Consider the following 14,350-nt stretch of genomic DNA (forward strand, 5'->3'; position numbering starts at 1 on the left):
CTCCATGACCTCCACGCCGCGTCGACGCTCAGCGTCGTCGACCGCGTCATCCCACCTCTCCCGGTCTCGCGCGTCCCGCGCGACGGCGTCGGTCACCGCGCTCGCGCTGGCGACGTCGACGCTCGCCGGGCTCACCGTCGCCGCGCTGGCCGCCCCCGCGGCCGGCGCCGACCGCACCGCCGCCCTCGTGGGCGACCTCCAGTCCGAGCTCGGCTGCGCGGCCGACTGGGATCCCGCGTGCGTCGCGACCGACCTCGCGCCGACGGAGACGCCCGGCGTCTGGTCGGCCGAGTTCGACGTGCCTGCCGGCACGTGGCAGTACAAGGTCGCGATGGACGACGCGTGGGACGAGGCGTACGGGCGCGACGGCGGCCAGGACAACGCCCCGCTCGTGCTCGGGGGCGACACGCGCGTGCGCGTGACGTTCGACGACGCGACGCAGCGCATCGCCCTGACCCCCCTCGGCCTCGCCGAGGGGTACGACGACGCGCAGGACGCCGCGCTCGTCGTCCCGCCCGTGCGCCAGCCCGGGTCGGACGAGCGCTTCTACTTCGTCATGACCGACCGGTTCGCCAACGGCGACCCGTCGAACGACACCGCCGGCCTCGGCGAGGACCCGCTCGTGTCCGGGTACGACCCGACGAACAAGGGCTTCTACCAGGGCGGGGACATCGCGGGCCTGCGCCAGAACCTCGACTACGTCGAAGGGCTCGGCACGACGGCGATCTGGCTCACGCCGTCGTTCAAGAACCAGCCGGTCCAGGGCGAGGGTGCGAACGCCTCGGCCGGGTACCACGGGTACTGGATCACCGACTTCACCCAGATCGACCCGCACCTCGGCACCAACGCCGAGCTCGAGGCGCTCATCGACGAGGCGCACGACCGCGGGATCAAGGTCTACTTCGACATCATCACCAACCACACGGCGGACGTCGTCGACTACGAGGAGAAGCAGTACTCGTACGTCGACCAGGCGACGTCGCCGTACCGCGACGCGGCGGGGACCGTGTTCGACCCGGCCACGTACGCAGGGACCGACGACTTCCCGGCGCTCGACCCCGCGACGTCGTTCCCCTACACACCGTTCGTGCCCGCGGGCAAGGAGGACCTCAAGGTCCCGTCGTGGCTCAACGACCCGACGCTCTACCACAACCGCGGGAACTCGACGTGGACGGGGGAGTCGGTCACGTACGGCGACTTCGACGGCCTCGACGACCTCATGACCGAGCACCCGACGGTCGTCGACGGCTTCGTCGACGTCTACCAGGACTGGATCGACCTCGGCATCGACGGCTTCCGCATCGACACCGTCAAGCACGTGAACTTCGAGTTCTGGGAGACCTGGACCACCGAGGTCCTCGACTACGCGCACGCGCAGGGCAAGGACGACTTCTTCATGTTCGGCGAGGTCTACGACGCCGACGCCGCGAAGCTGTCGCCGTACGTGCGCCGCACCGACATGAGCTCGACCCTCGACTTCACGTTCCAGTCGGCCGCGACGAGCTTCGCGAGCGGCAGCAGCGCCAAGGGGCTTGCGTCACTCTTCGCGAGCGACGACCTGTACACGACGCCCGACTCGTCGGCGAGCGCGCTCCCGACATTCCTCGGCAACCACGACATGGGCCGCGTCGGCTACATGCTGTCCTCCACGAGCGACCCGCTCGCGCGCGACGAGCTGGCGCACGAGCTCATGTACCTCACGCGCGGCCAGCCGGTCGTCTACTACGGCGACGAGCAGGGCTTCGCCGGCACGGGCGGCGACAAGGACGCGCGGCAGACGCTCTTCGCGACGCAGGTCGCCGAGTACGCGGGACAGCCGCTCGTCACGGGGGAGCAGGCGGGCAGCGTCGACCGCTACGGCACCGACGCGCCGCTCTACGAGCACATCGCGGAGCTCGCATCGCTGCGCGAGAGCCACCCGGCGCTCGCCACCGGTGCCCAGGTCGAGCGCCACGTCACGAACGGCGCCGGGGTCTACGCCTTCAGCCGCGTCGACCGCGAGGAGAAGATCGAGCACCTCGTCGCCCTGAACAACGCGGCCGAGCCCCGCGAGGCGACGTTCACGACGCTCACGCCGGGCGCCTCGTACGAGGTGCTCTACGGCGAAGGGGCTGGTCCGGGCGAGGTGCCCGTCACGGCCGACGCCGAAGGCACGGTGACGCTCACGGTCCCGGCGACGTCCGCCGTCGTGCTCGTCGCCGACCGCCAGGTCGGCGCGGACTCGTCCGGGGACATCGCCGTGACGGTCCCGGCCGCGGGTGCCGCCCTGACCGGCGTCGCCACCGTCGCCGCGACGGTCGACACCGACGCGTGGGCCGAGACGTCGTTCGCATGGCGCGAGGTGGGTGCTTCGGAGTGGACCCCGCTGGGGACCGCCGAGGACACCACGCCGCGCGTCTTCCACGACGTGACGGGGCTGGCCGAGGGCACGCTCGTCGAGTACCGCGCCGTGACGACCGACGCCGACGGCGACCGTGCCGCCGCGTCGACGTTCGCGAGCGTCGGCGTGGACGTGAGCGGCACGGTCTCCGAGGAGCCGGAGCCCGAGATCGACTTCGTGACCGTGCCCGGGAGCCACAACTCCGAGATGGGCTGCGCCGGCGACTGGGCGCCGGGTTGCGAGGCCGCGCAGCTCACGCAGCGCCCCGACGGCGTGTACGCGGGCACGTTCGACGTCCCCGCGGGCACGTACGAGTACAAGGTCGCGATCAACGGGTCGTGGACCGTGAACTACGGCGTCGGTGGCGAGCCGGGCGGCGGCAACGCGACGTACACGACAGAGGGTGGACCGGTGACGTTCTACTGGGACCCGGTCAGCAAGGACTTCTCGAGCACCGCCCAGGGTCCGATCGTCACGCTCGCGGGGTCGTTCCAGGACCAGGTTGGCTGCCCCGGCTCGTGGGCTCCCGACTGCCTCGCGACGTGGCTCAAGGACCCCGACGGCGACGGGACGTACACGTGGTCGACGGACGACCTCGCCGCGGGGGCGTACGAGGGCAAGATCGCCCACGGGCTGAGCTGGGCCGAGAACTACGGCGTCGGCGGGGCCCCGGGTGGGGCGAACTACCAGTTCTCCGTCGGCGACGGCGAGACCGTGACCTTCACCTACGACCTCGAGACGCACGTGCTCGAGATCGGCGTCGAGAACCCGCCGCTGCCCGGGACCGGCCAGCAGGCCGCGCACTGGGTCCGCGAAGGCCTCCTGGCCTGGCCGGGCGACCTCGGCACGGGTGACGGGTTCACGCTGTGGGCCGCGCCCGAGGGCGGGCTGACCGTCGCGGACGGTGCGGTCGACGCGCCGGAGGGCGCGACGTCGTACACCCTCGAGGTGGAGCCGGACGGCCTGCCCGAGGACGTGACCGCGGACTTCCCCGCGCTCGCGGCGTACACCGCGCTGCGCGTGACGGACGCGGACGGCGAGCCGGTCTCACGCGACGCGGTCGAGGCGGCGCTCCGCGGGCAGCTCCTCGCGACCCGCACCGACGGCGAGACGCTCACGGCGGCGACCGGGGTGCAGATCCCGGGCGTGGTCGACGACCTGTTCGCCGAGGACGCGGCCGACCGCGAGCTCGGGGTCGCGTGGCACGCCAACGGCAAGTGGGCGTCGTTCGCCCTGTGGACTCCCACGGCCCAGGACGTCACGCTCCTCGCGTGGCCCGCGGGCGCGTCGCTCGACGACGAGCCCGAGCGGTTCGCGACCACGCGCCAGTCCGACGGCACGTGGACGCTCGACGGGAAGGAATCGGGCAAGAAGCTCGATGATGGCCCAGGAGGTGCGGCCGTCGGCTGGAAGGGCGCCCGCTACCTCTACGAGGTGCAGGTCTACGTCCCGAGCACGGGGATGGTCGAGACCAACGTCGTGACCGACCCGTACTCGGTCGGCCTCACGCTCGACTCGACGCACTCGGTGGCCGTCAACCTCGACGACCCGGCGTTCCGCCCCTCCACCTGGGAGGGCACGCCCGCCCCGGTGGTGGAGCGACCCGTGGACCAGACGATCTACGAGCTGCACGTGCGGGACTTCTCGATCTCTGACGAGACGGTCCCGGCCGAGAAGCGCGGCACCTATCTCGCGTTCGCCGAGAAGGAGTCGGACGGCATGACGCACCTGCGTGAGCTCGCCGACGCGGGGCTCACGACCGTGCACCTGCTGCCGACGTTCGACATCGCGTCGATCCCCGAGGACCGCGCGGCCCAGGCCACGACGGGCGACCTCAGCGGGTTCGCACCCGACTCGTCCGAGCAGCAGGCCGCGGTCGCGGCGGTGCAGGGCCAGGACGGCTTCAACTGGGGCTACGACCCGTGGCACTTCTCGGCATCCGAGGGGTCGTACGCGGTGGACGCCGACGGCGGCGCTCGCGTCGCGGAGTTCCGCACCATGGTCGGCGGGCTGCACGACGCGGGCCTCCAGGTGGTGCTCGACCAGGTGTTCAACCACACGGCCGCGAGTGGTCAGGCCGAGAAGTCCGTGCTCGACAAGGTCGTGCCGGGCTACTACCACCGGCTCAACCCGACCTCGGGCGCGGTCGAGACGAGCACGTGCTGCCAGAACGTGGCCACCGAGCACGCGATGGCCGGCAAGCTCATGGTCGACTCGGTCGTCACGTGGGCGCGCGACTACAAGGTCGACGGCTTCCGCTTCGACCTCATGGGTCACCACTCGAAGCAGAACATGCTCGACGTGCGGGCCGCGCTCGACGGGCTCACGCTCGCCGAGGACGGCGTCGACGGGGAGTCGGTCTACCTGTACGGCGAGGGCTGGGACTTCGGGGAGGTCGCGGGGAACGCGCTGTTCGAGCAGGCCACGCAGGGCCAGCTCGGCGGCACGGGCATCGGGACGTTCTCCGACCGCCTGCGCGACGCGGTGCACGGCGGATCGCCCGTCGACGGCGCGTCGACGTTCACGCAGGGCTTCGGCACCGGCCTCGCGACCGACCCCAACGGGCAGCCGGCCCGGGCGGACGAGCCCGGCACGGTCAACGACGGGTCCGAGGACGAGTACGCCGACCTCGGGCACCAGACCGACCTCGTGCGGCTCGGCCTCGCCGGGAACCTGCGCGACTTCACGTTCGTCACCTCGACGGGCGAGGAGCAGCGCGGCGACGCGATCGACTACCGCGGGGCGCCCGCGGGGTACGCAGACTCGCCCGAGGAGGTCGTCACGTACGTCGACGCGCACGACAACGAGACGCTGTTCGACCTGCTCACGCTCAAGCTGCCGGCGGACACGCCGATGGACGAGCGCGTCCGGATGAACACGCTCTCGCTCGCGACCGCGGCCCTGTCGCAGACGCCGTCGTTCTGGCACGCGGGCACGGACCTGCTGCGGTCCAAGTCGCTCGACCGCAACAGCTACGACTCGGGCGACTGGTTCAACGCGATCGACTGGTCCGGCCAGGACAACGGGTTCGGCAAGGGGCTGCCGATGGCCGCCGACAACGAGGACAAGTGGCCTCTCATGGCGCCGCTCCTCGCGGACCCGGCGCTCAAGCCGTCGCCGGAGGACATCGCGACGGCGTCGGCGCAGGCGCAGGACCTCCTGCGGCTGCGGCACTCGACCGAGCTGTTCCGTCTCGGCGACGCCGACGCGATCCGCGAGAAGGTCACGTTCCCCGACGCAGGTACCGACCAGGAGCCCGGCGTGATCGTCATGGCGGTCGACGACCTCGTGGGTGCCGACGCCGACCCGGCGCTGGACGGCCTGCTCGCGGTGTTCAACGCCTCGCCCGAGCCGGTCACGCAGACCGTCGAGGCGCTCGCCGGCCGCGACTACGTGCTCTCGCCGGTCCAGCAGACCGGGAGCGACGCCGTCGTGCGGGAGACGACGTGGGACGCGAAGACGGGGACGGTCACCGTGCCCGCCCGGACGGTCGCCGTGCTCGTCGACCCGCAGGCGGCGGACGGTCTGCCCGTCACGGTCGAGGCCACGGGACGCTGCCTCGCGGGGAAGGCGTACGTCGCTGTCCGCGCGGCGAACGACGGCGCCGTGCCGGTCGACGTCACGCTCCGGACGCCGTTCGGCAGCCGGGCGGTCGCCGGGGTCGCCCCGGACAAGAACGCCTACCAGTCCTTCGCGGTGCGCGCGAAGGCGCTCGAGGCGGGCGAGGCGACCGTCACCGCGACGGCGACGGTCGACGGCGAGGAGGTCACCTCGACGGTCGACGCCCCGTACGAGGGGCTCACCTGCTCCTGACGCCGACGTAGAGCCCTGGTCCGCGAGGTAGAGCACTGGTCGACGACCAGGGCTCTACCTCGCGAACCAGGGCTCTATCTCGCGAACCAGGGATGTGTCTCGCGGACCGGAGGTCAGCGGAAGACGACGGTGCGGTGGCCGTCGAGCAGCACGCGGTGCTCGGCGTGCCAGCGCACCGCGCGCGCGAGCGTCTGGCGCTCGACGTCCTCGCCGATCGCGACGAGGTCCTCCACGCGGCGCGAGTGGTCGACGCGCGCGACGTCCTGCTCGATGATCGGCCCCTCGTCGAGGTCGCCCGTGACGTAGTGCGAGGTGGCCCCGATGAGCTTGACCCCGCGGTCGTGCGCCTGCGCGTAGGGTCGTGCGCCCTTGAAGCTCGGCAGGAACGAGTGGTGGATGTTGATGATCCGGCCGGGCATCTCGCGGCACAGGTCGTCCGAGAGGATCTGCATGTAGCGCGCGAGCACCACGAGCTCGACGTCGAGCTCGGCCACGAGCCCGCGCAGGTGCGACTCCGCGTCGGCCTTGGTCTCGCGCGTCACGGGCACGTGGTGGAACGGCTTGCCGTAGAACGTCGCGATGTCCTGCAGGTCGGTGTGGTTCCCGACGACGCCCACGACCTCGATCGGCATCGCCTGGGACCGCTCGCGGTACAGCAGGTCGACGAGGCAGTGCGGCGCCTTCGACACCATGAGGAGCGTGCGCACGCGCCGGCCGACGACGTCGAGCTCCCACGCCATGCCGAACCGCTCGACCACGGGCGCGAGCGCGTCGACGAGGGCGTCGCGGGGGACCGCGGCCTCGACCTGGACGCGCATGAAGAACAGCCCCGACAGCGGGTCGCCGAACTGCTGCGACTCGGTGATGTTGCCCCCGAGCCCGGCGAGCGCACCCGCCACGGCGTGCACGATCCCCGGACCGTCGGGGCAGGAGAGCGTGAGGACCCAGTGCGTCGGGCCGGCGGCGGTGACGTCGGCGGCCGGAAGGCTTGTCGTGGACACCCCTCAGAGGGTAGCCGCGCGCCCGGGCGCGGGCCGTCGTCGTCCTCCCCGCGGACGCCGCGGACGACATCACCCGGGCACGGGCCGTGCCATGCGCCCATGTCTGACACGATGAACCCATGAACGACGCGCAGATCACGACCCGCCTCGTCAGCGACGCCGAGGCCGGTGAGCTCCTGACCCTGCGCCGGGCGGCGTTCGTCACCGAGGCGCAGCTGTACGGCGACCCGAACATCCCGCCGCTGACCCAGACCCTGCACGAGCTGCGCGACGACCTCGCGCGCGAGGACGTCGTGACGATCGGCGCGTGGCTCGGCCACCGTCTCGTCGGCTCCGTCCGCGTCGAGATCGAGGAGAGCCGGGCGACGCTCGGGCGCCTCGCCGTCGCCCCGGACATGCAGGGTCGCGGCATCGGCACGCAGATGCTCTTCGAGGTGCTGCCGTACCTGCCGGAGCAGACGACGGAGATCTGGGTCTTCACCGGCAAGGACTCGAAGCAGAACCTCGCGATGTACACCAAGCACGGGTACGAGGAGCAGTACGACAAGGCCGCGGGCGACCTCACGTACACCTACCTGCGCCGCATCCTCGGTGCGGCCGAGGTGCGCGACGGTGGCGCCGCCCAGGAGCAGCAGGACGCCTGACGGGCGCCCGACGCCGCCCGGTCGCCTCAGCGCCGGACGCTGCCCCGCGCGGGCCGGGGCGAGGTGGTCCCGGCGACCGTCGTCGCGCCGGTGATGGCGGCGATGATCTCCTCGTAGCTCGCGCCCTGGCCGGAGAAGCTGCCGTTGTTGCGCCCGTGGCGCAGGACCTCCACGCGGTCCGCGACGGCGCGCACGTCGGTCATGTTGTGGCTGATGAGGATCACGGCGTGCCCCATGTCGCGCAGCCGCAGGATGTGGCTGAGGACCTCGGCCGACTGGGCGACGGAGAGCGCCGCGGTGGGTTCGTCGAGGACGACGACGCGCGGGTCGCCGAGCAGCGTGCGCGCGATGGCGACGCTCTGGCGCTGCCCGCCGGAGAGCGCGGAGACGGGGACCCGCACGGACGGGACACGCGCGTTGAGGTCGGCGAGCACGCGGCGCGCGGTCTCCTCCATCGTCGCCTCGTCGAGGTGACGTCCCCGCCGCAGCTCGCGGCCCAGGTAGAGGTTCGAGACGACGTCGAGGTTGTCGCACAGCGCGAGGTCCTGGAAGACGGTCGCGATGCCGAGCGCGTGCGCGGCGACCGGGCTGGGGATGGTGACGGGCACGCCGTCGGACTCGATCATCCCGGCGTCCGGGGTGAGGACGCCGGCCACGATCTTGGCGAGCGTCGACTTGCCGGCGCCGTTGTCGCCGACGAGGGCCACGACCTCGTGGCGGTGGATCTCGAGCTCGACGCCGGTCAGCGCCTGGACGGCCCCGAACGACTTGTCGATGCCGTGCAGCGCGAGCGCGGGGATGCGGGGGGTGGCGGTCACGTCGGTTCACCTTCGATGGACGGGACGGGGGCGACCGCGAGGCCGTCGGTGGCCATGTCGGTCGCGCCGAGCGCGAGGGCGAGGGCTCCGAGGATCTCGGCGCGCGGGCCGAGCTCGGACGCGAGCACCTCGACGGGGGCGATGGTGTTGGGCACGAGATGGCGGCGCAAGGACTCGCGGAACGGGGCGAGGAGCGCGTCCCCGGTCTCGGCGAGCTCGCCGCCGACGACGATCGCCCGCGGGTTCAGCGTCGTCGCGAGCGCGGCGACGACCGACCCCACCCGGTCACCGGCGTCGGCGACGACGCGACGGCAGCCGGGGTCGCCGTCGAGCGCCCCCTGCACGAGGTCGCGCAGCGTCAGCTCGCCGTGGCTCGAGCGGACGAGCGCGAGCAGCGCGCCGGACCCGACGACGGTGTCGAGGCAGCCCCGGTTGCCGCAGCGGCAGATCGGCCCAGTGGGGTCGACCTGGACGTGCCCGATCTCGCCGGCCGTGCCCGCGTAGCCCCTGTGCAGGCGTCCGCCGAGCACGATGCCCGCGCCGGTGCCGTGCGAGACGCGGACGAAGATCGAGTCCCGGTGGCCGCGGGTGGCGCCGAGCTCGTGCTCCGCGAGCGCCGCGAGGTTGGCGTCGTTGTCGACGACGACCGGTCGGGCGAGGCGCTTGGCGAGCACCTGGCCCACGTGGATGCCGTCCCAGCCGCGCAGGATCCCCGGCACCGAGATCATGCCGGTGTCCTCGTCGACCGGGGCGGGCAGCGCGACCCCGACGCTGAGCAGCTCGTCCACGCCGGCGCCGACGCGCTCCAGGAGCTCGACGACGAGGAGCGCGGCCCGGTCGAGGCCGGTGTCGACGCGGTGGTCGACGGGCAGGGGCATCCGTTGCTCGGCGAGGATCTCGCGCGTCGGGTCGCCGAGCGCCACGGTGAGGTGGCGCTGCCCGAACTGCACCGCGCCGACGACGCCGAGCCGTCGCGCGAGCGTGACCATCTGGGCGCGCCGCCCCGACCGGGACGCCGGGTGGGTCTCCACGACCCCGGCTCCGGTGAGCTCCTTGACGATCGTCGAGACGGTCGCCGTCGAGAGGCCGGTGGCCTCGGCGAGCTCGACCTGCGTGAGCCCGCCGTAGCGCCGGACGGCGTCCACGATCCGGTGTCGGTTCGCTTCTCGGAGGGAGGTCTGCGAACCGGGGGTGGACCGGTCGCTGTTCACAGGCCGCAGGCTACACCGTCGGAGCCGCGGTTCGAGGCGGTCAGGAGCGACGAATGCGGGACCGGAGCGATGAGTTAGACCTTCGAACACAAAATGGTTACGACGCGCCGTGAGCGCTTGACCGGCGAACTCAGCGACGGCTACGTTCCGTGGCGTGCCGCGTGGGAGCGTGGCCGCCCGACGAGGGGCGGCGCTCGCCCACGGCCCGTCGTGCCGCCCGGTTCGGGAGGCACGGCCTTCGACGACGAAAGGGAAGACGATGACGTCCGTGCGCAGAAAGGTCGCCGCGATCGCGGGGACAGCCCTCCTGCTCGGTTCCATCGCCGCGTGCAGCTCCGAGCGCGCCAGCGACTCGGGCGACGGCGAGACCGCTGCCGACTCCGGCGAGACGCTCGTCGGCATCGCGATGCCGACGCGCAGCCTGGAGCGCTGGAACAACGACGGCGCTCACCTCGAGGGACTCCTCCAGGACGCCGGCTTCGAGACGACGCTCCAGTACGCCGACAACAAGGTCGACCAGCAGATCACCCAGCTCCAGAACATGATCAACCAGGGCGCGGACGTGCTCGTCATCGCCTCGATCGACGGCACCGCGCTCGGCCCGGTCCTCGACCAGGCGGCCGAGAACGACGTCCCGGTCATCGCGTACGACCGCCTCATCAACGGGTCGGAGCACGTCGACTACTACGCGACGTTCGACAACGAGCTCGTCGGGACCCTCCAGGGCGAGTTCATCGCCGAGCAGCTCGACCTGGAAGGCGGCGCGGGTCCGTTCAACCTCGAGCCGTTCGCCGGGTCGCCGGACGACAACAACGCGAAGTTCTTCTTCAAGGGCGCGTGGGACGTCCTCGCGCCGTATGTCGAGTCGGGCCAGCTCGTCGTCCCCTCGGGCAAGTCGCCGGCGACGGTCGACGAGTGGGACTCCATCGGCATCCAGGGCTGGGAGTCCGCCAAGGCCCAGTCCGAGATGGAGAACCGCCTCAACTCGTTCTACACGGACAAGAAGGTCGACGTCGTCCTGTCGCCGAACGACTCGCTCGCCCTGGGCATCGAGCAGGCCCTCGAGGGCGCGGCGTACACCGAGGCCGACTGGCCGATCGTCACGGGCCAGGACGCCGACGAGGCGAACGTCAAGAACATGCTCGCCGGCAAGCAGTCGATGACCGTGTGGAAGGACACCCGTACGCTCGGCGACCAGGTCGCGACGATGGTCGAGCAGATCGTCGCGGGTGACGAGGTCGAGGTGAACGACACCGAGACGTACGACAACGGCGTCAAGGTCGTGCCGTCGTACCTCCTCGAGCCGCAGGTCGTGACCGCCGACACCGTCGAGAGCGCTCTCGTCGAGTCCGGCTTCTACACCGCCGAGCAGCTCGGGCTCTGAGGCCGCGCCCGGGGTGCGCGCACCCCGGGCACGTCCGCCCGACCCGACCGCGGGGCGCCGTCGACCGACGGCGCCCCGCGCACGAGACAGGAGCAAGGATGGTCCTCGAGAACGTGCTCGAGACGCACAACATCCTCGAGATGCACGCGATCACCAAGGAGTTCCCCGGCGTCAAGGCGCTGCAGGACGTGAACCTCGAGGTGCGGCGCGGCGAGGTGCACGCGATCTGCGGCGAGAACGGCGCCGGCAAGTCGACGCTCATGAAGGTCCTCTCGGGCGTCTACGCCCACGGCTCGTACGACGGCGAGATCCTCCTCGACGGCCAGCCGTGCGCCTTCCGGGGCATCCGCGACAGCGAGTCGCGCGGCGTCGTCATCATCCACCAGGAGCTCGCGCTCGTCCCGTACCTGTCGATCGCCGAGAACATCTTCCTCGGCAACGAGAAGGCGACCGGCGGCGTCGTCGACTGGAACCGGACCTCCGCCGAGGCGGCCCAGCTCCTCGCGCGGGTCGGCCTGGACGAGAACCCGGCGACGCTCGCGATGGACATCGGGGTGGGCAAGCAGCAGCTCGTCGAGATCGCGAAGGCGCTGTCGAAGCGCGTGGACCTGCTCATCCTCGACGAGCCGACCGCCGCGCTCAACGACGAGGACAGCGCCCACCTGCTCGGGCTCATCGAGCAGTTCCGCGAGAACGGCATCACCTCGATCATCATCTCGCACAAGCTCAACGAGATCGAGGCGATCGCCGACCGCGTGACGATCCTGCGCGACGGCCGCACGATCGAGACGCTCGACCTGCACGGCGACGAGCCCGTCACCGAGGACCGCATCATCCGGGGGATGGTCGGCCGCTCGCTCGAGAGCCGGTTCCCCGAGCGGACCCCGTCGATCGGTGCCGAGGTGCTGCGCATCGAGGACTGGAGCGTGCACCACCCGGTGGACACCGAGCGCCTCGTGGTCGACCAGGCGAACCTCACCGTGCACGCGGGCGAGATCGTCGGGCTCGCGGGGCTCATGGGCGCCGGTCGCACCGAGCTCGCGATGAGCGTCTTCGGGCACGCGTACGGCACCCGGATCTCGGGCCGCGTCTACAAGGACGGCGTCCTCGTGCGCACCCGCACCGTCGCCGAGGCGATCTCGCACGGGCTCGCCTACGCGACGGAGGACCGCAAGCGCTACGGTCTCAACCTCATCCAGACGATCCGCGAGAACATCTCCGCGTCCGCTCTCGGGAAGGTCGCGCACTGGGGCGTCGTGCAGCGCGAGGAGGAGGCCACGGTCGCCGAGCAGTACCGCCGCGACTTCCGCATCAAGGCGCCCACGGTCGAGTCGCTGGCCGGCAAGCTGTCGGGCGGCAACCAGCAGAAGGTCGTCCTCGGCAAGTGGGTCTTCTCGGACCCCGACGTCCTCATCCTCGACGAGCCCACGCGCGGCATCGACGTCGGCGCGAAGTACGAGATCTACTCCATCGTCAACGCGCTCGCCGAGGCCGGGAAGGCCGTCCTCGTCATCTCGTCCGAGCTGCCCGAGCTCATCGGGGTCTGCGACCGGATCTACACCATGAGCCAGGGCCGCATCACGGGAGAGGTCCCGCGCGCCGAGGCCACACAGGAGAAGCTCATGCACCACATGACCATGGACAAGGGGGCCACAGCCCGATGAACGTCGTCAGGGAGTACCTCGGCCGCAACGTCCGCCAGTACGGCATCGTCGCGGCCCTGCTCGTCATCGTCCTGCTCTTCCAGGTGCTGACCGACGGGCGCCTGCTCTACCCCAACAACGTCGCGAGCCTCGTCCAGCAGAACGCGTACGTCATGGTCCTCGCGATCGGCATGGTCATGGTGATCGTGGCCGGCCACATCGACCTCTCCGTCGGGTCGGTCGTCGCGTTCGTCGGCGGCCTGTGCGCGATCATGATGACGCAGTGGGAGCTGCCGTGGATCGTCGCGGTGCTCCTGTCCCTCGTGGTCGGCGCGCTCGTCGGCATGTGGCAGGGCTTCTGGGTCGCGTACGTCGGCATCCCGGCCTTCATCGTCACGCTCGCCGGCATGCTCGTGTTCCGCGGGCTCGCGATCGTCCTCGTCGGGACGACCGTCGCCGGCCTGCCCGAGGGGTTCAAGGCCATCAGCAACGGGTCCGTCCCGAACTGGTTCGGCTTCGTCGGCGACCTCGACGTCGTGACGCTCGGCATCGGGGCCATCGGCATCGCGGCGTTCGCCGTCTCCCAGTGGCGCTCGCGGACGTCGCTGCGCAAGCACGGCCTGTCGGTCGAGCCGATGTCCGCGTTCGTCATCAAGGTCGTGGTCGCCGCCGCGCTCATCGGCGTGGTGACGTACTGGCTCGCGCTGAGCGCCGGCGGCACGCCGATCGTCCTGCTCATCGTCGGCGCGCTGATCATCGCGTACTCGTTCGTGCTCAACCGCAGCGTCTTCGGGCGGCACGTCTACGCGATCGGCGGCAACCGGCACGCAGCCGTCCTCTCGGGCGTCAACTCGCGGCACGTCGACTTCGGCATCTTCGTCAACATGGGCGTGCTGGCCGCCGTCGCCGCGGTCATCACGACGTCGCGCGCCGGGGCCGGCGTCGCCGCGGCGGGCGTGAACTACGAGCTCGACGCCATCGCCGCGTGCTTCATCGGCGGCACCGCCGTGACCGGCGGCGTCGGCCGCATCTCGGGCGCGATGATCGGCGCGCTCATCATGGGCGTGCTCAACATGGGCCTGTCCATCATGGCCGTCGACGCGGCGTGGCAGCAGGCCATCAAGGGTCTCGTCCTGCTCGCGGCGGTCGCGTTCGACCTCGTGAGCAAGCGCCGCGCGTCCCTGCGCTGACCTCGCCGCCCACCGGGCGCCGTCGGGCACCACCCGTGCCCGACGGCGCCCGGCCGCGTCCCCGGACGACCTGCCCCGTGCGGGGGGAGTGGGTTAGGATCGTTCGCGTCGCGACTGGCGCACCCCGCCGTACGAGCGGGGATGGTGGATCACCACCGGGGAGCGGCACGCTGTGCAGACGACGGGTCGTTCGCCTGGGCCCCGGGTCACCCCGTGGTGGGTGCGTACCCGGTTGCGGACCAGGACCACCCACCGGCAAACCGTCC

Annotated in this window: 8 protein-coding genes and 1 riboswitch; of the genes, 5 read left to right on the forward strand and 3 right to left on the reverse strand. The window is 71.5% G+C overall.

Going from position 1 to position 14,350, the window contains the following annotated elements; translation table 11 throughout:
* Positions 1-4: 4 nt before the first annotated feature.
* Complete coding sequence (pulA, locus tag V5D56_RS10020) at positions 5-6,193, forward strand: pullulanase-type alpha-1,6-glucosidase (RefSeq protein ID WP_435738863.1); 6,189 nt, start codon at positions 5-7, stop codon at positions 6,191-6,193.
* Positions 6,194-6,306: 113 nt separating this feature from the next.
* On the opposite strand, the gene purU is transcribed toward pulA, so the two are convergent.
* A complete protein-coding gene (purU, locus tag V5D56_RS10025; protein WP_435738864.1) occupies positions 6,307-7,194 on the reverse strand; it encodes a formyltetrahydrofolate deformylase in 888 nt (295 codons plus the stop codon).
* A gap of 119 nt (positions 7,195-7,313) precedes the next feature.
* Between purU and V5D56_RS10030 the strand changes: the two genes are divergently transcribed.
* Positions 7,314-7,838: a GNAT family N-acetyltransferase gene (locus tag V5D56_RS10030; RefSeq protein WP_435738865.1), complete on the forward strand. Its 525-nt coding sequence runs from the start codon at positions 7,314-7,316 to the stop codon at positions 7,836-7,838.
* A gap of 26 nt (positions 7,839-7,864) precedes the next feature.
* On the opposite strand, the gene V5D56_RS10035 is transcribed toward V5D56_RS10030, so the two are convergent.
* Together V5D56_RS10035 and V5D56_RS10040 are read right to left on the reverse strand one after the other, a co-directional pair.
* Positions 7,865-8,656 carry an ATP-binding cassette domain-containing protein gene (locus V5D56_RS10035; RefSeq protein WP_435738866.1) on the reverse strand — a complete coding sequence of 264 codons (792 nt, stop codon included), beginning with the start codon at positions 8,654-8,656 and terminating at the stop codon, positions 7,865-7,867.
* Positions 8,653-9,867: an ROK family transcriptional regulator gene (locus V5D56_RS10040; RefSeq protein ID WP_435738867.1), complete on the reverse strand. Its 1,215-nt coding sequence runs from the start codon at positions 9,865-9,867 to the stop codon at positions 8,653-8,655. Before V5D56_RS10040 ends, V5D56_RS10035 begins: the two co-directional genes overlap by 4 nt.
* Positions 9,868-10,126: 259 nt before the next feature.
* On the opposite strand from V5D56_RS10040, the gene chvE reads away from it, so the two are divergent.
* The 3 genes from chvE to mmsB all read left to right on the forward strand — a co-directional run bounded on the left by chvE (position 10,127) and on the right by mmsB (position 14,084).
* Complete coding sequence (gene chvE / locus V5D56_RS10045) at positions 10,127-11,251, forward strand: multiple monosaccharide ABC transporter substrate-binding protein (protein ID WP_435738868.1); 1,125 nt, start codon at positions 10,127-10,129, stop codon at positions 11,249-11,251.
* A gap of 98 nt (positions 11,252-11,349) precedes the next feature.
* Positions 11,350-12,915, forward strand: a complete 1,566-nt coding sequence (gene mmsA, locus V5D56_RS10050) for a multiple monosaccharide ABC transporter ATP-binding protein (RefSeq protein ID WP_435738869.1) — start codon at positions 11,350-11,352, stop codon at positions 12,913-12,915.
* On the forward strand, positions 12,912-14,084 hold the full coding sequence (mmsB, locus tag V5D56_RS10055; RefSeq protein ID WP_435738870.1) for a multiple monosaccharide ABC transporter permease: 1,173 nt from the start codon (positions 12,912-12,914) through the stop codon (positions 14,082-14,084). The genes mmsA and mmsB overlap by 4 nt, the downstream gene beginning before the upstream one ends.
* 100 nt (positions 14,085-14,184) lie before the next feature.
* Positions 14,185-14,291: riboswitch (ZMP/ZTP riboswitch) on the forward strand.
* Positions 14,292-14,350: the final 59 nt, after the last annotated feature.

It is taken from the genome of Cellulosimicrobium sp. PMB13 (genome assembly GCF_051294865.1).
Taxonomy (GTDB): Bacteria; Actinomycetota; Actinomycetes; order Actinomycetales; family Cellulomonadaceae; genus Cellulosimicrobium.